The sequence below is a fragment of the Paraburkholderia elongata genome (assembly GCF_013177735.1).
Classification (GTDB): Bacteria; Pseudomonadota; Gammaproteobacteria; order Burkholderiales; family Burkholderiaceae; genus Paraburkholderia; species Paraburkholderia elongata.
Window position 1 is genome coordinate 139,175 of the sequence record NZ_WOEZ01000018.1, and the last position, 25,786, is coordinate 164,960.

The 25,786-nt window shown below is 62.3% G+C and carries 17 protein-coding genes; 11 read left to right on the forward strand and 6 right to left on the reverse strand.

The genetic code is table 11. From position 1 onward, the window contains the following. Positions 1-110: 110 nt before the first annotated feature. The 5 genes from GNZ13_RS03535 to GNZ13_RS03555 all read right to left on the reverse strand — a co-directional run bounded on the left by GNZ13_RS03535 (position 111) and on the right by GNZ13_RS03555 (position 6,759). Positions 111-2,375: a xanthine dehydrogenase family protein molybdopterin-binding subunit gene (locus GNZ13_RS03535; RefSeq protein WP_172160518.1), complete on the reverse strand. Its 2,265-nt coding sequence runs from the start codon at positions 2,373-2,375 to the stop codon at positions 111-113. Next, positions 2,372-2,884 (reverse strand): (2Fe-2S)-binding protein, encoded by a 513-nt coding sequence (locus GNZ13_RS03540; protein ID WP_172160520.1) that lies wholly within the window; start codon positions 2,882-2,884, stop codon positions 2,372-2,374. Before GNZ13_RS03540 ends, GNZ13_RS03535 begins: the two co-directional genes overlap by 4 nt. Beyond that, positions 2,881-4,170: a c-type cytochrome gene (locus GNZ13_RS03545; RefSeq protein WP_172160522.1), complete on the reverse strand. Its 1,290-nt coding sequence runs from the start codon at positions 4,168-4,170 to the stop codon at positions 2,881-2,883. The genes GNZ13_RS03540 and GNZ13_RS03545 overlap by 4 nt, the downstream gene beginning before the upstream one ends. Before the next feature lie 188 nt (positions 4,171-4,358). Further along, positions 4,359-5,573 carry an MFS transporter gene (locus GNZ13_RS03550; RefSeq protein WP_172160524.1) on the reverse strand — a complete coding sequence of 405 codons (1,215 nt, stop codon included), beginning with the start codon at positions 5,571-5,573 and terminating at the stop codon, positions 4,359-4,361. 37 nt (positions 5,574-5,610) lie between these two features. Then, the gene (locus GNZ13_RS03555; RefSeq protein WP_172160526.1) at positions 5,611-6,759 is read right to left on the reverse strand and encodes an FAD binding domain-containing protein; all 1,149 of its coding nucleotides are present in this window, start codon (positions 6,757-6,759) and stop codon (positions 5,611-5,613) included. A gap of 192 nt (positions 6,760-6,951) precedes the next feature. On the opposite strand from GNZ13_RS03555, the gene GNZ13_RS03560 reads away from it, so the two are divergent. From GNZ13_RS03560 to GNZ13_RS03605, 10 genes are all read left to right on the forward strand, one after another. Continuing rightward, positions 6,952-7,884, forward strand: coding sequence for a LysR family transcriptional regulator (locus tag GNZ13_RS03560; RefSeq protein ID WP_172160528.1), 933 nt, complete (start codon positions 6,952-6,954; stop codon positions 7,882-7,884). Between the two features lie 284 nt (positions 7,885-8,168). Next, positions 8,169-8,858, forward strand: a complete 690-nt coding sequence (locus tag GNZ13_RS03565; RefSeq protein ID WP_172160530.1) for a hydrolase — start codon at positions 8,169-8,171, stop codon at positions 8,856-8,858. Between the two features lie 173 nt (positions 8,859-9,031). Further along, positions 9,032-10,900, forward strand: a complete 1,869-nt coding sequence (locus GNZ13_RS03570) for an amidohydrolase (RefSeq protein WP_172160532.1) — start codon at positions 9,032-9,034, stop codon at positions 10,898-10,900. A gap of 39 nt (positions 10,901-10,939) precedes the next feature. Next, positions 10,940-12,409 (forward strand): mechanosensitive ion channel domain-containing protein, encoded by a 1,470-nt coding sequence (locus GNZ13_RS03575; RefSeq protein ID WP_172160580.1) that lies wholly within the window; start codon positions 10,940-10,942, stop codon positions 12,407-12,409. A 195-nt stretch (positions 12,410-12,604) separates the two neighbouring features. Continuing rightward, positions 12,605-13,246 (forward strand): HD domain-containing protein, encoded by a 642-nt coding sequence (locus tag GNZ13_RS03580; protein ID WP_172160534.1) that lies wholly within the window; start codon positions 12,605-12,607, stop codon positions 13,244-13,246. Between the two features lie 27 nt (positions 13,247-13,273). Continuing rightward, positions 13,274-13,525, forward strand: a complete 252-nt coding sequence (locus tag GNZ13_RS03585) for a DUF1427 family protein (protein ID WP_172160536.1) — start codon at positions 13,274-13,276, stop codon at positions 13,523-13,525. A gap of 62 nt (positions 13,526-13,587) precedes the next feature. After that, positions 13,588-14,538: a VOC family protein gene (locus GNZ13_RS03590; RefSeq protein ID WP_172160538.1), complete on the forward strand. Its 951-nt coding sequence runs from the start codon at positions 13,588-13,590 to the stop codon at positions 14,536-14,538. Beyond that, positions 14,528-16,057 (forward strand): alginate export family protein, encoded by a 1,530-nt coding sequence (locus GNZ13_RS03595; RefSeq protein WP_172160540.1) that lies wholly within the window; start codon positions 14,528-14,530, stop codon positions 16,055-16,057. The genes GNZ13_RS03590 and GNZ13_RS03595 overlap by 11 nt, the downstream gene beginning before the upstream one ends. 38 nt (positions 16,058-16,095) lie before the next feature. Beyond that, entirely contained in the window at positions 16,096-17,823 is a 1,728-nt protein-coding gene (locus GNZ13_RS03600) for an FAD-dependent oxidoreductase (protein WP_172160542.1), read from the forward strand. 24 nt (positions 17,824-17,847) lie between these two features. Then, positions 17,848-23,442, forward strand: coding sequence for an ATP-binding sensor histidine kinase (locus tag GNZ13_RS03605; RefSeq protein ID WP_172160544.1), 5,595 nt, complete (start codon positions 17,848-17,850; stop codon positions 23,440-23,442). Here GNZ13_RS03605 and GNZ13_RS03610 read toward each other — a convergent pair. Then, positions 23,420-24,886, reverse strand: coding sequence for a winged helix-turn-helix domain-containing protein (locus tag GNZ13_RS03610; RefSeq protein ID WP_172160546.1), 1,467 nt, complete (start codon positions 24,884-24,886; stop codon positions 23,420-23,422). The two genes, GNZ13_RS03605 and GNZ13_RS03610, sit on opposite strands and share 23 nt — an antisense overlap. A gap of 553 nt (positions 24,887-25,439) precedes the next feature. Here GNZ13_RS03610 and GNZ13_RS03615 point away from each other — a divergent pair. After that, entirely contained in the window at positions 25,440-25,673 is a 234-nt protein-coding gene (locus tag GNZ13_RS03615; RefSeq protein WP_172160548.1) for a hypothetical protein, read from the forward strand. Positions 25,674-25,786 lie beyond the last annotated feature (113 nt).

Sequence of the window (25,786 nt, forward strand, 5' to 3'; positions counted from 1 at the left end):
TGCTTTGAGCCCTGTAGATCGATGATCACTGACTTGCTCCTTGTAGAAACGTCATGTGCTCATGTCCGCGAGGCAGCTTCACCCGTTGCGAGCGGCGCCATGCGGATTCTCTATACGTCGACCAGCCGGCGCAGACTATCGCCACCCAGGGGCATGTCGCGCAAGCGCTTTCCGGTCGCATCGAACAGCGCGTTGCCGAGCGCGCCGGCGGTCGGCCCCATCGACGCTTCGGCAGCCCCGAGAAACGGGGCACCTGACCGATTGATCAGATGCACGTTCAAACTGCGCGGCACGGCGGAATACCGCAGGATCGGGTAGCTGCTCCAGTCGAAGCTGCGGATTCTCGCTGTGTCGAACTGCAATTCTTCATAGAGCGTCCAACTGGCGGATTGAATCAGGCCACCCTCGATCTGATTGCGGATGCCGTCGGGAGTGACGATCTGCCCCGCGTCCACCGCCACCTCGGCGCGTTCGAGAATCACCTGGCCTGTCTCGCGCACCACGGATATCTCCACGGCGATCGCCACATACGCCATCAGGTTCTTGTACTTGCCGAACGCAAAGCCGACGCCGTGATTGGCCTTGCGCGGCGCGTGCGGCCAGCCGAATTTCTCGGCCGCGAGTCTGATCACGTCGCGGGCGCGCGGGTCCTGCATATGCTTGAGCCGGAACGCGACCGGGTCGGCGCCGGCCGCGGCACTCAACTCGTCCATGAACGTCTCGATCGTGAAGACGTTCATGTGCGCGCCGAGCGAGCGCATCGCCGACGTTTGCAACGGCATGGTCGGCGAAAAGTTGTTCATCACGTGCATGTTGGGGAACGCATACAGCGGAATTGCGTTGCGGTCGCCGCCGCCTTCGGGCTGCACCATCGGCACCGACGGCGCCGGCACGAACGGTTTCTCCAGCATTTGCGCGGGAAGGAGCCGGCCCGCGTTCACGATCCGCTCGTTGTGCGAGCTGCTCCACAGCGCGTAATTCCAGTCGACGATGCTGCCGCTTGCGTCGAGCGATGCGCTCACTTCGGTGACCATCGCGGGTGTGAAGTGATCCCAGGTATGTTCCTGTTCGCGCATCCATTGCACGCGAACCGGTTGGCCCGCCATCTCGCGGGCGATCAAGGCGGCGTGCGATGCTGCGTCGTCCGCGCCGTTGTGCCCATAGCAGCCCGATCCCTCGACGTGAACGCAGCGCACATTCTCTTTCGGCAGCGACAGCATTTCCGCGAGCGCATCGCGTAGCGGATAGACGCCTTGCGAGTGCGTCCAGACGGTCATGGTGCCGTCCTTGAACTGCGCGACCGAACAGGACGGGCCGATCGAACCGTGCAGCATGTAGTGCTTGGTGTACTTCGCACTCAGCGTTTTGACGGGCGTGCCGGCGGCATTGTGTGTGTTCGCAATCTCGATGTGTTGCGTGGAGATCGTCTTCAGATCGCGGTGTACGGTTGCCGGGTCGGGCAACGTGCGTCCGGCGCTCCACCGACTTCCCGCGGCCAGCGCGCGTTGCGCCTGCACGGACTGCCATTCGCCTTTGGCGACCACCGCCAGCATGCTGCCGTCCCTGATCACCTTGACCACGCCCGGCATCTTCAGAATTTCGGGCGTATTGGTCTGCAGCAGCTTCGCAGCATAGACCGGCGGCAGCACCACCCGTGCATGCAGCATGTCCGGCATCGACATGTCCTGCACGTAGCTCGCGCCGCCTGTCACCTTGCCCGGAATGTCCAATCGCGGCAATGACGTGCCGATCGTGACGAACGTCGCGGGGTCTTTCAACGGCGACACCGGCGTGGCCATGCGATGCAGATCGACCGCGCCAACGGCCTGACCGTAAGTCATCGTGCGGCCGTCGGGTGCCTTGATGACCGCGTCCTGAACTTTCAGCACGCTGCTCTCGACGCCGAAGTGTTTGGCCGCCGCGTCGACGAGCAGGCCGCGCGCCTGGGCGGAGGCGTTCAGCAAGGCGCTGCCGCTGTCGACGATAGTGTGGCTGCCCGCCGTGAGTCCCTCGTCCGGCGAGGCGCCTGTATCGGCGGTCAAAAACGTGATCAGCGATGGCGTCATGTTCAGTTCTTCGGCTGCGATCTGCAGCAACGCAGTGCGCACGCCGGTGCCTAATTCCACCTTGCCGGTGTAGACGGTCACCTTGCCTGCGGGATCGATCTTGATCCATGCATCGAGAAACGGATTGGTCTTCAGGCTGCCTGCAAGCGTCTCGGTCGCTTTGGCGACGTGCACGGCAGCGCCTTCGTCCGCGATCACTTCCTGGGCCATCGCCTTGACGCCCGGAAACAGACTGAAACTCACCACGAGCGCGCCGGATATCATGAAGCGGCGGCGTCCTTCGTTGATATCGTCTTCTTCGACGCTCATTGCGTGCCTCCGTGGGTCGCCGCGCCTTGAGGCGGGGTGGGCGTAGCGTCTGGTGCGGGCAGGTGCGCGACTTCGCGGATCGCGGCGAGGATGCGCATGTGGGTGCCGCAACGGCAAAGATTCGGCTCCATGTGCTCGCGCAACTCACTCTCGGTCGGCCGCGGATTGCGATCGAGCAGTGCCTGGGCGCGCATGATCATGCCGGCGATGCAATAACCGCACTGCGCGGCCTGATGCTCGATGAACGACTTCTGCAGCGGGCCGGGATGCTCGACCGTACCGAGACTCTCGATCGTGCGCACGGGGCGGCTGCCGATCGACGACACCGGCATCAGGCAGGAAAAGGCGGCCCGGTCGCCCACGATCACCGTGCACGCGCCGCATTGTCCAAGTCCGCAGCCGAACTTGGCGCCGTGCAAGTGCAGGTCGTTGCGCAGCACGTAAAGCAGTGGCGTCGACGGATCGATATCCAGCGCGTGCTGCACGCCATTGACGGTAAGGTTGATCATCGCGCGTTGTTCTCCTTTCTGACCGTGGCCACCGTTTCCTCGACGTCCTTCCACGCACCGCGCTGCGAATAGCTCGCGCGGATGTAGGACACCAGGTCGGCGATTTGCTGGTCGCTGTAGATTTCGCTGAAGGCCGGCATGTAGTTCATGCGGTCCTCGCCGTGCCAGCCGTTGCCGCTGAGAATCATCTGGGCGGCGTTGCGCGGTGTTGTGGCGTTGACGGCGGTGCTGAACGCGAGCGTGGGGCGCTCGCCGATCGATTGCATCGGCGCGGCGGGGCCGTGGCACTGCGCGCACGATGCGCCGAACAGGATCGCGCCGCGTTGCGCCGCAGGCGACGGATCGGCCTGACCCGCGCTCTCGGCAACGACATTCATGACGGCCGGTTGCGCTTTCTGAATCGACAGGATGTAGGTGGCAATCGCCTGCACGTCCTCTTCCGGCACGGTAGCGAGGTCACGCGTGACGGGCAGCATCGGGCCGGCCGCGGCGCCGTGTTCGCTGGCGCGGCCGCTGCGCAGATAGGTGACGAGCTGTTCCTGGGTCCAAGGCTTCGGCGCTGCGCCGAGTGCATTCAGCGGGGGGGCTTCCCAGCCGTCGACAATGCCGCCGTCGAATGCATGTCCCGACTTTTCACCGCCAATCGCATTGAGCGGCGAATGACATGAGGCGCAGTGACCGAGGCTATCCACCAGCAGCTTGCCGCGATTCCACTTGGCATCTTTCGAGGCATCCGCGGCCCGCTCGCCGGGGTGCAGGAACAAGATGTTCCAGAAGGCCAGCAAAGGCCGGAAGTTCAACGGAAAGATCAGGTCGTTGGCAGGCGCGGTGGCGTTGACCGGCTCGCGCGTCAGCAGATACGCGTAGGCGGCCGAAATGTCGCCATCGGACATGCGCGTGAAGTGAATATACGGAAACGCGGGATAGAGCAGGTGCCCATCGCGGGAGACGCCGTGGCGCACCGCTCGCGTGAATGCTTCGAGCGACCAGTTGCCGATGCCGGTTTCGACATCGGGCGTGAGGTTGGTCGCGTAGATGGTGCCGAACGGTGTGGCGAGCGGCAGGCCTCCGGCGAACGGTTTGCCGCCCTTCGCGGTGTGACACACGATGCAGTCGCCGAGCGCCACGACGCGTGCGCCGGCGAGCTTTGTCTGCGCGTCGAACGACGCCGCCGCCGGAGGACTGACCGGTGCGATGGCGGGCTTCCACATCAGCAATGCGACGACGATCAGCGCGGCCACGATGACCACGCCGCCCGCCGCCAGCAATCTAGACTTGCGAGTCATTCATGCACCTGTCGGAGAAATCCTGAATCAAAGAATGCACACGCGTTACGCCGTGCGTCATTCAGATAGATGACTATGTTGATCAGCGTATCGACAACGTCACGGAATTTCCTGAAGCCACGCTGAAAGTTTGTTAACGGGAAAACGCGCGGACAGCGCGCCGTCCGCGTACCAGAGTGAAGTTGCAGTCAAGCGATGCGAGCGGCGTGCGGACGGCCGATCGCGAGGTAGTGCGCCAGTGCAACGAGCGGGAAGGCCGTGGCGGCGCCGGCGACCAGCGGCCAGCCGCCGTGTTCATAGAGCGGGCTGGCGAGCGCCGAACCGAAAGCACCGCCGACGAAGATGCTGGTCATATACAGCGCGTTCAGGCGGTTTCTGCTCGCCGCATGCAACGCATAGATTTCGCGTTGGCCGAGCACCATGTTCATCTGCACGGCGAAATCGAGGACGATGCCAGTCACGACAAGTCCGAACACGCCCCACGCCGGATGGATCAACGCCGGCAAGTAAGCGAGCGCGCCCACCACGAGCGCGATAAGCGTCGCGCGCACTGTGTGCCCACCATCGGCCAGACGTCCGGCTACCGGCGCCGAGGTTGCGCCGATCGCACCGACCAGCGCGAAGATGCCGATGGCGGTTTGCGAGAGTCCGAAATGCCGCGTCAACTCGACCGGGATCGCGGTCCAGAAGAGACTGAACGAAGCGAACATCAGCCCCTGATATAACGAGCGGTGACGCAGAACCGGCATGGTGCGAACCAGGTGAGCGAGCGAGCCGATCAGTTCGAAGTAGGTGGCCTTGTGGTCCGGTTGGCGCGGCGGAATAGTCAGCGCGAGCACGGTGGTGACGATCGCCATCAGCACTGCTGCCGAACCGAACACCGCGCGCCAGCCGAAGTGCTCGGCCACCACGCTGGAGATCGGACGCGACAGCAGAATGCCGAGCAGCAAGCCGCTCATGATGGTGCCGACCACCTTGCCGCGCGACTCGTCCGGCGCGAGATGCGCGGCGAGCGGGATCAGAATCTGCACGGCCACGGAGCTGAATCCCACCAGCAGCGAGATCGCGAGGAACCAGCCGGGTTGATGAGCGAAAGCCGCGGCGCCGAGACTCACGATCGACACCAGCGCGGTGGTGATCATCAGCTTGCGGTTCTCCAGCAGGTCGCCGAGCGGCACCAGAAAGAACAGGCCGAATGCGTAGCCGATTTGCGTGAGTGAAACGATCGTGCTGGCTGTATTGCCGGACATGTGAATGTCCGGTGCGATCAGTTCGGTGATCGGTTGCGCGTAGTACAGGTTCGCGACGATCGCGCCGCAGCAGAATGCAAACAGCGCGATCAGACCGCTGGTGAGCTTGACGTGGCTTGTGCCGCCCGCCGTGGTGGATGCCTGGATCGACATGACAACTCCCTGAAATGAAAAAACGGAAAATGCGGACTCAGCGGGCGATGTTCATCACCCGGTCGCCGAGCGAAATGCCCAGATCGGTCATCAGCCTGCCGCGTTGCAACTGCTGGTTTTCCCAACGCTTGAGGGCTGAATCGATCGTTGTGCCGCTTTGCCATGTCGATGACAACGCAAGCGCCAAAGCATGGGCATTGGCCGCGGCCTTCGCGGTGCTGCCCGCCGTGTGTGGACGCGGAACCGATGCGGCGTCGCCGAGCAATACGGCCCGGCCGAACACCATCTTCGGCGAGCGCAGATCGACGATCGGCTGCATGAACGGATCATCGGTCGCATCGGCGAGTGCTCGAAACGTCGGCGCGAGCAACGCGTGTGCGTCGTCCCGCAACTGCGCAATGTCCGCGCTTTTGGCCGCGCCCGGCGGCAAGGAGAACGCGCGCGCAACGCCGTGACGGTCGACCAGCAGCTCGTCGAGTTTTTCGCGGCTGTATTTGCGGTACCACACCCAGTTCCAGCGCCGCGTCCCGACTGCGGTCGAATCGCCGTCGCCCGGAATCAGATAGGCGAGCGCCGAGTGCCCGTCGCCTTGCTGAAAAGTAAACCGGTCACGCAGCATGTCCGCCGCATGCCGTGGCAGATCGGGTTCCTCGACGAGTCCGCGCCACGCCACGTAGCCCGCGTAGACCGGCAGGACCTCGGGCAGCAGGCGCCGCCTGAGGGTGGAACGGATGCCGTCTGCGCCGATCAGCAAATCCGCCTGCTCGCTGCGGCCGCTCTCGAACTGCGCGACGATCTGCTCGCCTTCCATGTGGAAGTCGACAAAGGTCTCGCCTGCGTGCATGGCCGCTGCAGGCAGCGCATTTTTCATGGCGCGGTACAGCAGGCTCCACGACGTCTGCATTTGCGGCATGTACAGTTGTTCGACGCGGTTGTCTTCGCGGTCCAGATAGATGCGCTCGCCTGACGCCACGCCAGGCGGATCCGGCAACGCGACGCCGGCAAAGTGGAGCGCATCCAGCACATCCGGCTGAAGCACGATGCCCCCACCGCGGCTTTCCAGCTGGTTCGGCGATGTTTCGAACACGTCGACCTGCCAGCCGGCCGCCCGCAACGTGGTGGCCGAGAGCAATCCGCCGAGCGAACCGCCGATCACGACCGCGCGGGGTTTCTGAAGTGATTTCATGCTGCGCTCCTTTGCCCGGCAGAGCGCCGCGTACAAATGAAGTCGTGGTTGACCTCGACCTGAATGGCTTGCATGTTGCACCCCTCACTAGGTAACGGATGCAGCTTATGCGTTGCGTTGAATTTATAGAATGGGTCTAAAATGCAAGCCCGCGTTGCGCTGCTCGCAACCAAATCGTCGATGAGGCCGACCATGGACAAATTCCTCGCCTTGAATACGTTGCTGGAAGTGGCTGACGCCGGCGGCTTTTCAAAGGCCGCGCAACGTCTCGGGGTGGCGACCTCGTCGGTCACGCGTCTGATGGACTCGCTGGAGGCCTCCCTGGGTACCGCGCTGCTGACCCGCACACCGAGAAAGGTCAGCCTCACGGACGCCGGCATTGCGTACGTCGAGCAGGTCGGCAAGGTGCTCGACGATCTGGCCGAGGCGGACGAGAGCGTCTTCGACAGCGGTGCGTCGCCGGTCGGCTCGCTCAGAATTTCGGTGCCGTCCACCTACAGTCGCTTGCGGCTCGCGCCGCACCTCGCGGCATTCCTTTCTGACAATCCGCGCGTGTTCCTCGACGTCGTCGTGGCCGATCACTTTGCCGATCTCGCGCTCGACCGGATCGACGTCGCGATCCGGATCGGCTCGCCCGATCGTGACGCCAACCTGATCGTCAGAAAGTTGGCGAGTAACCTGCGCTACGTCGTGGCAAGCCACGACTACCTCGAACGCTGCGGCACGCCTGAGACACCGCAAGCGCTCGAAGCACACGAGTGCCTTCGTGTCGCGTACGGCGGCGGCTACCGCAGCCGCCAGGTCTGGACCTTCCGCCAGGAGGGTGTCGAACAGCGTGCCGAACAGCGCGTCGAGGTGCGCGGCCATCTGTTGTCGAACAGTCTCGACATCCTGCTTGAGGCGGTGATGGCGGGACGCGGTATTGCCTTGCTGCCCGAATGGCTGGTCGGCGCCGAGATTCGCGCGGGACGCCTGATGCGCCTCCTCCAGAATTTCGATGCGAGCCCTCATCGAGACGATGCAGTCGTCTATGCCGCCTATCTGCCCAATCGTCGTCACTCCAGCAAAGTGCGCTCGCTCGTTCAGTTTCTCGAAGCGCGGCTTCGCACCTCACCCGAAGGCTGAACGGCGACGCGCCCACGCGGATTGATTGAAGTGTAGGAACGCAGCGCACATAAAGTCCTGCAGAAAATATGAAATGTTCTGAGCCGCCATCGAGATGGACCGCGTCGCGATCAGTCGCGATCTGCCGCGACTCTCCGGCCGTCATTTTTATTTAAGAACTATTAAGGGCTTTGCCAAGGACTCGGCGAACAGCTGTGGATAGACTTGGTTTCAGTTTTTCTCGCACTTCAGGCAAGTGCGGCATGTCCTCCCATGTTCACCAAACCTTTAGGATGTACAAAGCCATGGCAAATCCGAAACTTGAAGTTCTGACACCTGCAAACTCGCAGATCATCTTCATCGACCACCAGCCGCAAATGGCCTTTGGGGTCCAGTCCATCGACCGTCAGGTCCTTAAGAACAACGTAGTGGGACTCGCGAAGGCAGCGCGGACGTTCAACATTCCTACCACTATTACGACAGTGGAATCCGAAAGTTTCTCGGGATACACGTACCCTGAGTTGCTGGACGTGTTTCCGGAGCACAAAGTGCTCGAACGCTCGTCCATGAATTCGTGGGATGACCAGAAGGTTCGTGACTCGCTGGCTGCAAACGGCCGAAAGAAGGTCGTGGTGGCAGGTCTGTGGACCGAGGTTTGCAACAACACGTTTGCGCTATGCGCCATGGCCGAAGGTGACTACGAAATCTATATGGTCGCCGACGCGTCGGGTGGCACGTCGAAGGATGCGCATGACTACGCGATGCAGCGCATGATTCAGGCCGGCGTGATTCCGATGACCTGGCAACAGGTGCTGCTCGAATGGCAACGCGATTGGGCGCACAGAGAGACTTACGACGCAGTCATGGCGATTGCCAGAGAGCATTCGGGTGCGTACGGGATGGGCGTGGACTATGCCTACACCATGGTGCACAAGGCTCCCCAGCGCACGTCGGGGCCGCACGAGGTTCTGGCAGCGGTGCCTGCAAAGAAGTAAACAGTCGCATTACGTCGTCCGGCGGAATTCGAGGGCAGTGCATCGGTGTCCTGAATTCCGCATGCCGGCTGCAGCCTGTTTCTGAATGCTTCATGGAAGCAATCGCTGCGAGCGCCCGCTTCCCCGGAAAAGCTCCGCATCTTGAGCGCGGAGCGCTCCCTATGAGGATCACCATGAATTCCAATACTTCCGCGCCGACGCCGGCCGAAGTTGTCTTCTTCAACGGCAAGATCGCCACCCAGGACGACAAACGCTCTTTCGCCGATGCGCTCGCCGTCGCGAACGGCCGCATTATTGCTTCGGGATCGCGCGACGCCGTGATGCGGCACGTGAACGACAACACTCGGCAGATTGACCTCAAGGGGCGCACGGTCATCCCCGGTCTGAACGATTCCCACCTGCACGTCATTCGAGGCGGGCTGAACTTCAACATGGAGTTGCGTTGGGACGGTGTGCCGTCGCTCGCGGACGCGCTCGACATGCTGAAGAAGCAGGTGGCGCGCACGCCCGCGCCGCAATGGGTGCGCGTGGTGGGCGGATGGAATGAATTCCAGTTTGCCGAGCGGCGTGGACCGACGCTCGAAGAAGTCAATGCGATTGCGCCGGATACGCCGGTGTTCATTTTGCATCTGTATGACAGCGCGCTCCTGAACGCAGCGGCGCTGCGCGCGGTCGGTTACACCAAAGACACGCCTAATCCGCCCGGCGGCGAGATCCAGCGCGATAAGCGCGGCAACCCGACCGGCATGCTGATCGCGCGGCCGAACGCCGGCATTCTGTACGCGACGCTCGCCAAAGGGCCGAAGCTCGCACCGGAAGATCAGCGCAATTCCACGTTGCACTTCATGCGCGAACTGAATCGCCTCGGCGTGACAAGCGCGATCGACGCGGGCGGCGGTTACCAGGCTTATCCGGATGACTACGCGGTCATCATGGATCTCGCGAAGCACAACGAGCTGACCGTGCGTATCGCGTACAACCTGTTCACGCAAAACGCCAAGAAGGAAATCGAAGACTTCGCGAAGTGGGTGAAGATGACGAAGCCCGGCGAAGGCGACGATTTCCTGCGCGTGAATGGCGCCGGTGAAATGCTGGTGTTCTCGGCAGCGGACTTCGAAGATTTTCTCGAGCCGCGCCCGGACCTGCCGGATACGCTGGAAGACGAACTGGAAGCCGTAGTCAAACTGCTGGTGGCGAACCGCTGGCCGTTCCGGCTTCACGCCACGTACAACGAATCGATCGAGCGTTTCCTGAACGTATTCGAACGCGTGAACGCCCAGATCCCGTTCAACGGGTTGCGCTGGTTCTTCGACCATTGCGAGACCATCACGCAGAAGAACATCGAGCGGGTGCGCGCGCTTGGCGGCGGCATCGCGATCCAGCATCGGATGGCCTTTCAGGGCGAGTACTTCATCCAGCGATATGGTGAAGAGGCAGTGAAGCGCACCCCGCCGATTCGCCACATGCTCGATGCCGGATTGCCCGTTGGCGCGGGGACGGACGCTACGCGCGTCGCGAGTTTCAACCCGTTCGTTTCGCTGTACTGGATGGTGTCGGGCAAGACAGTCGGTGGCACGGCGATGTATTCCAGCGAGAACCGTCTGGACCGGATGGAAGCGTTGCGCCGCTACACGGTAGGCAGCGCATGGTTCTCAAATGAGGACGACCGCAAAGGCGCGCTGGTGCCCGGCCAGTTCGCGGACTTCGCGGTACTCAGCGAAGACTACTTTACCGTCGACGAAAGCCGCATCAAGTTCCTCACCTCCGCAATGACAGTGGTGGGCGGCAAGGTCGTGTACGCCGACGACGAATTCGCGCCGCTTGGCCCCCCTGATCTGCCGGTCAGCCCGTCGTGGTCGCCGGTGGCGGAATTCGGCGGCTACAGCCGTTACAAGCCGACTGCGGTGGCGTGCGTGGATGGCTGCGTGAATCTGTGCGGTGTGCATGCCCACGCCCACGGGTGGGCGTGGCGTAAAAACGTACCGGTCAGCGACTCGAACGGTTTCTGGGGCGCATTGGGATGTAGCTGTTTCGCATTCTGATAGGCACGGGTTCGTGCCACCACGCGAGCGAGGACCATGATGCCGACCCTGACCGACGGTGTGCTGTTTGGCCTCGGCATTCTGGTCCTCGATTTCCTCGCCTGGCGCTTCATGGACCGCAAGAGCGACCAGGTGCGCCTCGCCTTTCGTGCGCTCATGTTCGGTCTGTCGACCTACGTGCTGTTCCGTTCGGGGATGTATCCGCTACGCGCGGCGCCCTGGCCGGATGAGCCGCTGCGCCATCTGCTTGCGCAGGTGCTGGAGGTGGTGTGGTGGCTGCAGGGTGCGCGCCTCGTGATCATCCTGCTCGATCGCGTGGTGTTGCCCGAGACGTGGCACAGGGAGCGTCTGTTTCAGGACGTGCTCGGTGCGCTGGTGTTTATGGCCGCCGCGGTGGGGGCGATCGCGTTCGTGCTGCAGCTGCCGGTGAAAGGGCTGCTCGCCACGTCCGGCGCGCTCGCGGTCGTACTCGGCCTCGCGATCCAGAGCACGCTCAACGATGTGTTTTCAGGCGTCGTCCTGAACGCAACGCAGCCTTTTCAAATCGGCGACTGGGTGACGATCGGCGACGTGGAAGGCAAGGTGGTTGAAAGCAATTGGCGTGCGACGAGCCTGCTGAACGGTCAGGGCAATATCGTCGTGATTCCGAACAGCGTGGCGGCGCGTACCAATATCGTCAACGCCAATGAGCCCTCGCATACGCATGGCATCAGCATCGTGCTGCCGGTCAAGCCGTCGATCCGGCCGGCGCTCGTACTTGAGGCGCTCGCCAATGCCGCCGCCAGTTCCGGAGACGTGCTGATTGATCCCAAGCCGCTCGTCAGCGTGCGCCGCGCCACGAACGACGCGATCGAGTACGAGATCGTCTGCTATGTCGACGCCTTGAGCAAAAAGATCGACGTGCGCAATGACCTGTTCGATCTCGCGCACCGCCATCTGCTCTCGCGTGGAGTCGTATTGCGGCCGCTGTCGGTGCCCGAGCCGGCTGTCGACGGTGCGGACGAGAAACATCGCTTGCTGCGCAACGTGCTGATCTTCCAGACGCTGGAAGATGACGAGATATCGGAACTGGCAGCGCACCTGACGAAGCACGAGTTCGATGCCGCCGACATTATTTATGACGCAGCGGATGTGAGCGGGCACGAGCTTCATATTCTGGCGCAGGGCGTCGCGAGAGCGATCGTGTCGAAGGACGGCAGCGAGGTCGAACTGCGAAGACTTGCGCCGGGTGATTCGATCGGCCAGTCGGGCGTGCTCGCCGGCGTCCGGACCGCTATCGTCGTGCGTGCGCTGACCCGCGTCACCGTGTTCCGGCTGGACAAGAGCGCGTTGACGCCTGTTCTCGCGCGGCGTCCGGAGGTGGTGAAGGAAATGTGCCGCTTGCTGTCGGAACACCATGCAACCGAGGAGATGATGCTTGCATCGCCGACCCATGGGGATCAGACCTCTGGCGGCTTGCTGCAATGGATTCGCGAAGGCGTGCGGCGCTTCCATGAATTGACGGTTTGAGTGAATGGGTAGGCGCACCGCGTCGATTAAGTGTTTTTAAGAATTTGCCAAAGTCTTTATGGATTTAATTCGATACGCTGCCATGTACAGGAGCTCCTTGGACGCCGAACGGTCCTGGACGTCGCCTGGTTGTGGTACCGGTCCGGCATGCGTGTAGAGACACACCGGGGGCAGGGGCGACACGGAGGAGTTGACATGAAGAGAACCATTGCCGGCATTGATATTCTCGACGGTTTAATGGCTCAGGCGGCGACCGATCAGATCCGGGGCACGGAGTCGGAGTTGATCTTTCACCATTCGCTAAGAGCATTTCTGTTCGGTGCGCTGACCGGATACCGCGAGAACCTGACGTTCGACGCCGAGTTGCTTTATGTCGCTGCGATGTTTCACAACGTCGGGCTGAACGTGAAGTATCACCGGTCGCCGTACCGGTTCGAGGTGGACAGCGCGAATGCCGCGCGCGAATTTCTGCGGCAGCACGTCGTCGCCGACCGCTTGATCGACGAAGTATGGGCGGCGATCGCGTTGCACACGACACCGGGCATTCCGGAGCATATGTCGCCGCTGGTCGCGCTGCTCAGCGCCGGCGTGCAGATGGATGTTCGGGGCGCCCGCCACGACGCATTCACCACACAGCAGTGCGATGAAATCGTGCAGGCTTATCCGCGCGAATCAGGCTTCAAGAAGAAGATCATCGAAGCCTATGCGCGTGGCATGGAACATCGGCCGGAGACGACGTTCGGAACGGTGAATGCCGACGTACTGGACCGGTGTGACCCGAACTATCGCCGCTTGAATTTCTGCGGCCTGGTGCTGGGATCGGACTGGCCGAATTAACAAGGGTTTCAGGAAAGGACGAATAGCATGGGCTACATCATTTCTCTCGGAGTCGGCTTCGGCATTGGGCTCCTCTATTGGCTACTCAAGGTGCAGTCGCCGGCGCCGCCGCTGATTGCGTTAGCCGGATTGCTCGGCATGGTGTTGGGCGAGCACGCCATCCCGGTTGTCAAAGCGCAGTTTTTTGCGCAGACGACGACGGTTCAGGTCGCTGGGCCGGTGAAGGGCGCTGAAGCGCAAAAGACGGTGGCGCCGGGCGCGACGAAGCAGGGCGGCTGACGGGATACCGCCTCGATCGGAGGCAGACCATTCAAACATTGCTAACAACTTTGGGTAACTAAATGTTCAAGTCGTTTCATCGGCTCAGCTCACTCGCGTCTCTTTGCGCAGCGATACTGATTGGATTGACACCTGTTGCATCCGCGTTCGCCGATGCCGGGCTGCCGGAGGTGTCGAACGGAAAAGCCGCAGTCGCCGCGAGATACCCCGACGTATCGGTGGGCGCGCAGTACAGCACCACCCACGTGTATGTCGCTTCCGCCGATCTCGACGCGTTCGTCAACAGCTTTCTTACTACGTTCGGCGGCAAGGCCTCTCAACGTGCGGTTTTCACGGTGACGCCCACGCCGAGCAAGACCGCGTCACAGTATGTGCAAACGCCGGTCGGCATGCTCTCGGTGTTCGGCTTCGAAACGGCGATTCCGTATCCGTTCGGCAATGAGCGAACCGGGTATCTGGTCACCGATATCGATAAGGCTGTGAAAGCCGCGCGTGCGGCCGGTGCCGACATCGTCGTCGATACGTTCGACGATCCAATCGGCAAGGACGCGATCATTCAATGGCCGGGCGGCGTGACGATGCAGCTCTATTGGCACACCAAGGCGCCGAATTATGCGCCGTTGCAGAGCGTGCCGGACAACCGCGTGTACGTGTCGCGCTACGAAGCGGACAACTTCGTTCGCCGATGGCTGCGCTTCTCGCACGGCAAGGTGCTGTCGGACAACCCGCGCGCGGACGCCGGCGTGATCGGCCGGCCGGGCGAGACGATCCGTGTGGTCCGCATCAACTCGGGCTTCGGCCATATGGTCGTGTTCGTCACGGACGGCAAGCTGCCGGTCCCGTTCGGGACTGAGACGACCGGTTATGGCGTGGACGATGTCGCCCAGACGGTCGAGCGCGCACAAGCGGCCGGCGCGAAGGTGCTCTACCCGCCGTACCACAGCGCAACAGGTACGACCGCCATACTCGAATTCCCGGGCCGGTACATTGCTGAAGTGCACGATGGCAAGTGACGCAAACGTCATGAAGCCGTTGAGGTCACTGAAAGCACGCAGGTGCGCGCCGCGCTTTTCCGCCCGGCGCGCCACCCTTGCCTTGCTGTTCAGCACGGGTCTCGCGGCCGCGCTGCCGGCCTCAGCGGCAGACACTGCGCTCGGCGGGGCTGACGATACCTCCGCGGCTAACACCGCAGTCGCTTCGGCTCCCGTGAGTGCGTCGTGTGCGCGGCCTGCAATCATGTTCAACCGCTGGCAGGAAAACTGGGGGGTATTGGCCAATCCTTGCGTGCCGAAACGGCCGCTCGATTCGCTGAAGTACATTCCGCTGTTCGGCAATCCCGACGCGTACATCTCGCTCGGCGTGGTGCTTCGCGAGCGCCTGGAGGTGAACGACGCGCCGCTGTTCGGTCTCGGATCGGGGCATGACGACACGTATCTGCTGCAACGTCTGGACGTTCACGCGGACATCCGGCTTGGGCCCCATGTGCAGATCTTCACGCAATTCGAAGACGCGCGCCCCTACGGCAAGGACAACGTCACGCCGGTCGACAAAAATCCGCTGGATCTGCGCCAGGCGTTTGTCGCGATCACCGAGCCGCTTGGGCCCGGTACCTTCAAGTTCCGCGTCGGGCGGCAGGAAATGGCGTTCGACTTGCAGCGCTTCGTCTCGGTTCGCGACGGCCCGAACGTGCGTCAGGCATTTGACGCGCTATGGGCCGACTATGAAACCGGTCCATGGCGCTGGATCGCCTATGCGACGCAGCCGGTTCAGTATCGCGACAATTCGGATTTCGACGACGTTTCCAATCGCGATCTGACGTTCAGCGGTGTGCGCGTGGAGCGCAAGCGCGTGGGCCCGGGCGATCTGTCCGCGTATTACTCCCGCTACAACCGCAGCAACGCGCACTTTCTCGACGCGGTCGGCGACGAACATCGCGACGTATTCGATGCGCGCTATTCCGGCAACGTCAACCATATCGACTGGGACGTCGAAGGGATGTACCAGTCGGGGCATGTCGGCAGCAATACGATCGGCGCGTGGGCGGTGGGCTCGCTTGCCGGCTACACGCTGACAGCCGTGCCATGGACACCTCGCATCGGCATTCAGATCGACGCCGCATCGGGCGACAACCATCCGGGCGACGGCCGCGTCGGCACGTTCAATCCGCTGTTCCCGAACGGGTACTACTTCGCGCTGGCCGGCTATACCGGCTACTCGAACCTGGTGCACGTCAAGCCGTCGCTCGTCGTTAAACCGAACAGCAAGCTGACACTGCTGGCCGGCGTGGGGCTGCAATGGCGCGAGACCACCGCCGACGCGGTCTACCAGCAAGGCGCGGTGGTCGTGCCGGGCACGGCGGGACACGGCCGCCGCTGGACCGGGTTCTATACGCAACTTCGCGCCGACTGGGCGGTCACCGCGAACCTAGCCGCGGCGCTCGAGGCCGTGCATTTCCAGGTCGGACCGTCGCTGCGCGAATTGGGCGCCCGCAATGCCGATTACATAGGCGCGGAACTCAAATTCGGCTGGTAGAAGCGCTATCTGCAAACCATGCCAGATGAGGTCATATTATGAGCACTCCAGATTTATCCACCGACGCCGACGCTACGATGAAGTCGGAACTCGCGACACCGAATTCCTCTCTGGAGTACCGTCAGCACCAGATGTTTCCCCGTCTTTCGGCGGCGGAGATTCAAAGTTTGCGGCGTTTCGCCCGACCGATGTCGTTCAAGGCCGGCGAACTGATCTTCGAAACGGGGCACGTTGCACTCGGCCTGTTCGTGTTGCTGCGTGGGCGCGTGAAGATCTATTCGCGCGACAGTTTCGGCCGCTCGACGCTCGTCACGGAACATGAAGACGGACACTTCATGGCCGAGATGGCGCAACTCTCCGGCAAACCGGCATTGATCGACGGCGTCGCGCTGACGGACGTCGAGACACTCGTGATCGAGCCGGAAAAGCTGCGTGCGTTGATCGTGGCCGATGCGCAACTTGGCGAACACATCATGCGCGCGCTCATTCTGCGGCGGCTTGGACTGATCGAGCAGGGGCTCGGGCCGATCATCGTGGGTGATGGCGACTGCTCGAAGCTGATGGGGCTGCAAAGTTTTCTGCGCCGCAATGCGTACCCCGCGACGGTGATCGACGCGCGTAGCGATCCCGAGGCGATCACGCTGCTGGGCGGCATGACCACCGGCCCCGACGACTTTCCGCTCGTCTTCTGCCCGAACGGCAACGTGCTGCGCGCGCCGGACGAGGTCCAGCTCGCATCGTGCCTTGGACTCGTGCCGACCTTCGAGCAATCGCACGTCTATGACGTCGCGATCGTCGGCGCCGGGCCTGCCGGGCTGGCGGCGTCTGTGTATGCGGCCACGGAAGGCCTGTCGGTTGCCGTATTCGATCAGCGTGCGCCGGGCGGCCGGGCCGGCGCCAGCTCGCGGATCGAGAATTATCTGGGCTTTCCTACCGGTATTTCGGGCCAGGCGCTCGCCGCGCGGGCGTTCCAGCAGGCGCTGAAGTTCGGCGCGCATCTGGCGATTCCCGGCAAGGTCACGGATGTAAGCCGTCATGGAGGCATCTTTCTGCTGTCGCTGCTCGACGGGCAGCGCATCGGCGCCCGCACGGTCGTGGTCGCGAGCGGCGCCGCCTATCGGAGGCCGACGGTGGACGGCTTCGATCGCTTCGATGGACGCGGCACGTACTACTGGGCGTCGACGATCGAAGCGAAGCTGGTGAAGGGACAGGACATCGTGTTGATGGGCGGGGGCAACTCCGCCGGCCAGGCGATCGTGTTTCTCGCCAATTTCGCGCGCAGCGTCCGCGTGCTGATTCGTGGCAAGGACCTTGAGGCCAGCATGTCGAAATACCTGATCGACCGGATCGGCTCCTTGCCTAACGTCACGCTGTGTGCGCGCTGCACGCTGCGTTCGCTTGATGGCGACGAAGCCGGACTCACGCACCTTCATATCCGGCATGAAGACGAGGATGTGGAGGAAGTCGTCGCGACGCGTCATCTGTTTCTCTTCGTCGGCGCGGACCCGAAGACCGATTGGCTTAGTTCGAGCGGCGTGGAGCTCGACAACAGAGGGTTTGTGGTCACGGGTTTCGCCCGCAGTGAGGATGGGCTGTCTGAAGCAGGCGAACGATATCCGCTCGAAACCAGCATACCGGGCATGTTTGCGGTCGGCGACGTGCGTTCGGAGTCCGCGAAACGGGTAGCCGCGGCCGTGGGCGACGGCGCCGCTGTGGTCGGTCAGATCCATGCGTACCTGAGGCAACTGACGGCGGCAGCCGCGTAGGGCTGTCCGGACGGGAGAAATGAATTGAGCACAGGGGCATTCATCGAGGGCGTTCGCGGATCGTCGGCGGACTCCGGTGTCACTGTGCGTTTTGACCAGGAGTGGTTCGACCGGCTTGCGCTCGAGGCCTTACTGGTTGACGGAAACATCGTGCGTTATCGCGCGAGGTCGCAGGACGTCGCGCAGTCTTGGCTGATCGCGGTGCCGACCGATCTGCCCTCGGAAGCGGTATTGCGGCGCTTGCAGCAAGAATTCGCGCCGGCCGACAAGCTCGATTCGACATGGGCCGTGCGGCCGGTCGCACTCGTGCGACTGTTGCGGGGTCCCGTGCTCGTATACGAAGACAACGGCGGCACGCTGATTCTGCCACCTGCCGACGGGATGATCGCGGTCAGCCGTTTCCTGCGAATCGCGGTCGGCGCCGCGCACGCTCTGCGTCTCGCGCACGCGCGCGGTGTCCTGCATCGCGACCTCAAGCCGTCCAATCTGCTGGAATGCAGTGACGGCACGATCCGGTTACTGGGCTTTCGTGACGCTTTTAACGTCGTCGGCGATCCGCTGACCGAATCACCGGACACCTTGTACGGCACGCTGGCCTATATGTCGCCGGAGCAGGCCCGGCGGGCGGAAGGGCATGCCGATGAGCGAAGCGATCTCTATTCGCTCGGCGTGACCTTATATGAACTGCTCACCGGCCAATTGCCTTTCGAGGCGGCGGATGCGGTCGAATGGGTTTATAACCACGTGGCGCGCCAGCCCGCCGACCCGCGGCAACACCGCCGATCTTTTCCCGCTGTGCTGGGCTCGATCGTCCTGAAACTGCTGGCCAAAAACCCCGCGGAACGTTATCAAAGCGCCTCGAGTCTCGAGGCCGATTTACGCCGCTGTCTGGCGGACTGGAACGAGATGCAGCATATCGTTCCATTCGAGCCGGCCGCGGAGGACAACGTCAGAAACCTCGCCGTCACGCATCGTCTGTTTGGCCGCGCGCATGAATACAATGCGCTGCTCGACGCGTTCGAACGCAACGCGCGGCAGGGCATGGCGGAACTGATCTTCGTGTCCGGATACTCGGGCGCGGGCAAATCCGAACTCGTGCGCAGCGTGCACCGCGCGACCGCACAGACACCTGCGCTGTTCACCTCGGGAAAGCTCGAGCAGTATGGCCAGAACGCGCCGTACGCGCCTCTGATGCAGGCGATACGCTCGCTGTTCCAGCGCATTCTGGGCGAAAGCGATAGCGAGCTGGACGGCTGGCGGGACGTGCTGCGCGATGCTGTCGGGCTGCAAGGCAAACTCCTCGTCAGTTATATCCCCGAACTGGAGCTGGTGCTCGGCGTGCAGCAGGACGTGTCGGATCTGCCGCCGGTGGAAGCGCAGCTTCGTTTCCAGGCGCTGATCACGCGGCTGCTATCCGTCTTCGCGACCAGAGCGCACCCGCTGATCCTTTTTTTCGACGATGTTCACTGGTTCGACGATGCCACGTTGAATTTCATCGCCAGTTTCCTGACGACGGTCGAGGACCGGCATGTGCTGCTGATCTGCGCGTATCGCGTCAATGAAGTCGACCGGTCACCTAGGTTCAAGGCTTTCCTGAATGCGTTGCCGAGCAGAAGCGCACGCATCTCCACGATCGACGTGGCGCCGCTCGATACCGGAAATGTCACGGCCTTGCTGGCTGACGCGCTGCATTGCGGTTCCGCGCACGTCTATCCGTTGGCTGCGGTCGTTCACGAGAAGACGGGCGGCAATCCTTTTTTCGTCAAACAACTGCTGCTTGCGCTGGCCGACAACCAGTTGATCTGCTACGACGGCATGGCCGGTCGCTGGATATGGGATATCGATCGTATTAGCGAATACGAGTCGTCCGATAACGTCGTCGACCTGATGGTTGCGCGCCTGTCGAGACTGCCTGCAGAGGCGCAGGCGGTCCTCAGGCTGCTTGCGTCGATGGGGAGGCGGCTCGACAGGGCGACCCTGGTGCGGATCGATCTTGCCGGCGGCTTGGAACTGGAGCGCCGCCTGCATCCCGCGGTGGAGGCGGGTCTGATCGTGTCGGACCGGACGGGATTCGCCTTTGCGCACGACCGGGTCCAGGAGGCGGCGTATGCGCTGATCGCCGAAGAGGATCGCGGTGCCGAACATGCCCGTATCGCGCGCATCCTGCTGGAAGACTTCGACGTGCGCGACGTGCAGAGGCCGGCGTTCGACATTGCTCACCATATCGAACGCGCACAGGCAGCCGAGGCATTGTGCGAACTGGACGCGCACGAGACGACTGTCTTCAGCAGAATCTGTCTGCAGGCTGCGCGTCACGCCAAAGAAGCGATTGCCATTCAGTCCGCGCTGAACTACCTGGACGTCGGGCAGAAGCTTCTCGACGCCAGTGGGGAAGACTATTCCCAATCGCTCGGCTACGAGATCGGCATTCTGCGGGTGCAATGCCACATTCTGGATGCGAATTTCGAGGCCGCCGGCACTCAGATCGAAAAGCTGCTGAACCAGAACCTGTCGGTCATTGCGCGAGCGTCGGTGTATAAGCTGAAAGTCGACATGCAGCAGCATCTGTCGGACTATGAAGCCGCCATCGATACTGCCCTCGAAGGTATCAAGCTGTTCGGTACGGTCCTGCCGCGCTGTCCGGACGCCGCGGATGTCGAGGCCGCTTACAGCCGGCTCATTCAATCGCTTGGAACGCGAACCCTTGCCTCGATCGCCGATCTGCCGCCTTTGCGCAATGCGGCGATCGAATCAGAGATGAATCTGCTGGTGAGTGTCTACGCGCCTGCATCGTTCGTGAACGAAAGGCTTGGCTTTCTAAACCTGTGCCATATGGTGCAGTTGACCATCGACCACGGTATCACGGCGGCCTCGGCGCATTGCCTCGCGTGGTTCGGCGTGTACGTCGCGGAATTTTTCGGCCGATACGCAGAAGGGTTCGAATTCGCCCGTCTGGCGCGAACGCTGGTTGAGGAGCGCGGCTATCACTCGGTGGCCACCAGTACGCTGGTTGCGCTCGATCAGGTCGCTGTCTGGACCCAACCTCTTTCGTACGTACTGGAATGCGCACGCGCCGCATTCGAGTCGGCTGGCCCGAGCGGCGATCTGACGATGAGCTGCTACGCGTGCAATCACATCGTGTCGGACCTGCTGATTCTTGGGGCGCCGCTGGAGCAGGTCGACAGGGAAATCGACCTTGGATTGTCATTCGCAAGACGTGTGCGTTTCAAGGACGTCGAAGCTATCCTCGAATTGCAGAAGCGCTTCGTCCACAGTTTGATGGGCGGTCCCGGGCTGCCGGGCAACTTCGGCGTCGTGGTCTACGGCAGAATGAGCTTCGACGCCGACTTGCTCGATACCCAGATGGCGACACTGCGCTTCTGGATCTGGTTGCTAAAAGGCGTTTCCTGTTATTTTCACGGGGACCATCGGAACGCACGGTATTGCCTGGCCGTTGCCGGCGAGCTGAGATGGGCGACCCCCGCGCACATTCATCTGCTGGACTATCACTTCTACACGGCGCTGACTCTCGCGAAGGTGCACGACGGCGAGGAAGACGCGGCCGCCACGGTGGCGAGTATCGAGCCGCATCTGGCGAAGCTGCGGAACTGGGCGCAGCTCAATCCGGCCACGTTCAGGGACAAGCTCCTGTTAGTCGAGGCCGAAGTGGCGCGACTCAGCGGCTCGCCGCTCGCGGCTCTGTCGTTGTACGAGCAGGCCGCCGAGGCGGCAGCGGATAGCGGCTTCAATCACGGCAATGCGCTGGCTCACGAACTCGCATCCGTATGCTCCGAGGTGAACGGCCTGTTCAGTGCGGCACGCCATCACAGCCGTCGCGCGATCGACAGTTATACCCGTTGGGGTGCACTGGCCAAAGTCGGGCAGCTCGAACGCGCCCAACGTCCTGCCCAGCTCTCGCTCGAACGGCCGGTGGCATCGCGGCCTTCGGTCGAAATCCCCGATGCGCAGCAGCAGTTCGACCTAGTGTCCGCATTGAAATCGTCGCAAGCATTGTCCGAGGAGATCGTGCTCGACAAACTCATCCGGACACTCGTCACGCTCGCCATGGTTCACGCCGGTGCGCAAAGCGGGATGCTGATCCTGTTAAAGGGCAATGTCCCGGTTGTCGAGGCGATTGGTCGGGACGAGCCAGGCGGCGTTCAGGTGACGCTGGGTGAAGACAAGGTGATGCGTGAGGATGTACCGGCTTCGGTGTTGTACACGGCATTGCGCACACGCAAGCCGGTCGTGGTGGAAGACGCGCAATCCGATCCGCGGTTCTCGTTCGACGTTTCCTTTTCGAACCGTTCCGTTCGTTCCGTGTGCTGTTTGCCGCTGGTCAAACAGGGTAACGCCGTTGGCGTGCTCTATCTGGAGAACAATCTGACCGCGGGCGTGTTCACGGCGAGCCGCACGTCGGTGCTGGAAATGCTGGCCTCGCAAGCCGCTATTTCACTTGAAACAGCGCGCCTGTATGCCGAACTCGTGGAAGAAAACAAGCGGCGCCAGGAAACGGAAATGGCATTGCGCATGAGTGAAGAGGCGCTCGCCCTCGGGCAACGGATCAGTCGTTCGGGAAGCTATATCTGGAACACGTTGACGGGCGAGCGCTACTGGTCGAAAGAGCTTTACAACGTGTTTGGACTTGCGATGGAGGCGGGGAGCCCGGGCACCCAGGCGGTCCTCGAACGGATTCATCCGGAAGACGTCAGCGTCTACCAGGAGGCTGTCACACGGGCCGCACACAATCGCACGCCATTCCGGCAGAAGTTCCGGATCGTGACGCCGGACGGAGTAGTCAAATATCTCGAGGTGCTTGGCGAGCCATCCGGCGTCAGCAACTTTGTCGGCGTCGTCACGGATGTCACGGATCGGCACACGACCGAACTGGCGTTGCAGAACGCCAAGATCGAACTGGCGAAAGCGTCGCGGGCGACCACGATGGGCGAGCTTGCTGCTTCCATCGCGCACGAAATCAATCAGCCGCTGGCGTCGATCGTGTCGAATGCGAGCGCGGGGGTACGCTGGCTCAACCGTCCGGTGCCGGACATTCCGGAAGCGCTGGGCGGCTTGCGCGATATCGTGAAAGACGGCAAACGAGCCGGCAACATCATCAGGGCGTTGCAGTCTCTGGCGAAGGAAACCAAACCGAGTTTCGTTCCCACCTTGGTCGACGGTGTGGTTCGTGAAGTGTTCGAGCTCGCGGCCGCTGAAGTCGAGCAACGGGGTCTGGCGGTGCGGCTGGATCTGGCGGCTGGCCGCTCCGTGATGGCCGACCGGGTGCAGTTGCAGCAGGTTCTGTTCAACCTCGTCATGAACGCCGCGGATGCGATGAGTCATCTCGACGCGAAGCAGCGCTTGCTGAGCGTCACTTCCTGCACGGACACGACCAGCGATCGGGATTCGGTGGTTGTGTCCGTGCAGGACAACGGCAGCGGGATCAGTGAAGAGATCCGGTCCAGCATTTTCGACGCCTTCTTTACGACAAAAGCACGCGGCATGGGCATGGGACTCGCCATCTGCAAATCCATCATTGAAGCGCACGGCGGGACGTTGACCGCAGGTCCCGGCTACCCCCGCGGGACGGTCTTCGTGTTCACGCTGCCGAGCGCCGCGTAGCCGGAAGGTAGCGCGCATGCCGCGCGGTGATGTCCTCCTGCTCGCCTTCCGCCTGGAGCTTCGCCATCGCGTAAACACGGGTCGATTCGGACAGGCGATATTTCGCCACCGGACCGTCGAACTCAACGCTGACAAGCGATTTCGCGACCAGCTCGCCAATGCTGCCGATCGCGTTCGCCATCGTGTACGCCTCGTCGCATACGACCGCGCACATTGCCTCGAAAGTAAAGGCGCCGCCGAATACCGCGAGACGCCGGAATAGCGACCGGGCGTTGTGGTCGAGTATCGCGAAGCTCCAATCGAACGTCGCGCGCAGGGTTTGATGGCGCGGCAGCGCAGTCCGGTAACCGCCCGACAGAATCGCCATGCGATCGTCCAGCCGGCGATACACGCCTTCTACACCGAGCGCAACGACGCGAGCCGCCGCGAGCTCGATCGCCAGCGGAATACCGTCGAGCCGCCGGCAAATCTCGCCGACGAGCTGGATTTCCGCGCTGTCGCTGCCCACTTTTCCTTGCAATGAATTGGCGTGTAGCAGAAACAGATTCACCGCCGAACACCGCAGAATGTCCGCATCGGTTGAATGAGGCGGCGGCGCCTCCAGCGGTTCAACCCGAAACACTGTCTCGGGCATGATATGGAGCGGTTCTCTGCTCGTGACGAGCACCCGGAGCGCGTCGTTGCCGGCAACCAGTGCCTCGACGATGTGCGCCACGATACCGATCACATGCTCCGCGTTGTCGAGTAGGAGCAGTCTGTGCCGCCGGGCCAGGGCCGCCGCCACCTGCTCGACATCGACTTGCGGACCGGGCACGGACAACCCGCAGCTCTCGACGATGGCGCGGAGCACGGCTTCCCCGGTGGTCAACGCGGCCAGTTCGACAAAACAGACGGGCTCCGCGAAGTCCGACGAGCTATGGTGCGCTGCTTCGACAGCGACACTCGTTTTGCCTATGCCGCCGGCGCCCACCAGCGTCAACACATGCGTCTGTTCTAGCATCGCGCGGATTTGCCTGATCGCGAGGCCACGCCCCAACAGTCCGGATTTAGGCTGTGGGAGACGGCGAGCGCCGGATGCCTGCGAGCCGGGTGCCCGTACGTCGGATGCCCGTCCGCCGGATGCCCGTACTCCGGTTTCGTCGGGCAGCGCGTCTTTCCGGCGCTGGCGAAGCTGATACCCGCGCCCGGGCACGGTGAGAATCAGGTCCCGGTCCGGACCGAGTACTTTGCGCAGCGCGGATAGATGGACCTGGATGTTGTTTTCTTCGACGACGGTGTCCGGCCAGACGGTGTTCATCAGTTCGTCTTTCGTGACGAGACGGCCATTGGCGGAAGCCACGACGGCAAGGATGTCGAAGGCGCGGGACCCGAGTTGAACGGTTTTGCCGTTCTGCTGCAGGGTGCGCATCTCCAGATCGATCTGAAAGCGGCCTAATTCGATCATGACTTTGTCAGGTTCAGGAACAGTGAGCGAGTCACGGAAAGGGAGCGGCGTGCCGGCGGGGCGCGGAGGCAGTCGCGGGCGCCGGAGCCAGGTACGGTACGAAAGTACCGCGGCGAGATTTATGCGTCTTGCACGTTAGTGCGATGCTTTGTAGGAAAGTCTATGGGCGCGGCCGGGGTGCCGCCCGGCCGAGCCACCGTGCCGTCTGATCACGCGCCGTTGGGCAGGGAACCAATCGTGGTCTGAAGCGATGTGATCCGCGCGCGGGAACGGCAGTCATGTCAGCTGACATTTACGTAGAGCAGGGCTGTTCTGTCAAAGCAAACAGTCACCGGGAAATGTGTTTGCCATAGCAAGACATCTTTTTCCATCCGGTCCCTTAACCAGCCTTTTAAAAGCTCATGGTTGATATTTATTTGTCTTTGTTTTCATGTGGTTAGGTTATTTTTCCCGGCTCATGGATTGAGGTTGGCACACCCTATGCAAATGTACCTGTGAGCGCGACGAATAGTGCTCTTCCATCCAAACCGAAGCAACTCCCAGGAGATTTACCATGACCTCACTGACCATCAAAGACCTCGCCCACACCGAAGAACTGTCTGCCAAGGCTCTTTCCGCTGTACGCGGCGGCAGCAACTACAACGTCGGAAACCTCAACGCTGCTTTTGGCGGCGGCTTCGCCAGCCCGGGCATCGTGGTGGCACCGGTCACCCAGACTGACACGTACACGAAGGTCGAAATTCCCACCATCCAGAATTTCGGCGGCCTGCAGATTGCCCACGTGTGAGTTAGGCGAAGAGGAGAGTCGCCCTGACAGGGGATGCCGTCCAATCCCACGCAGGTGCGCTCTCCACCGCTTGCGCAACGAATCGTGCTCTTCCAAACCGAAACAGATCCAGG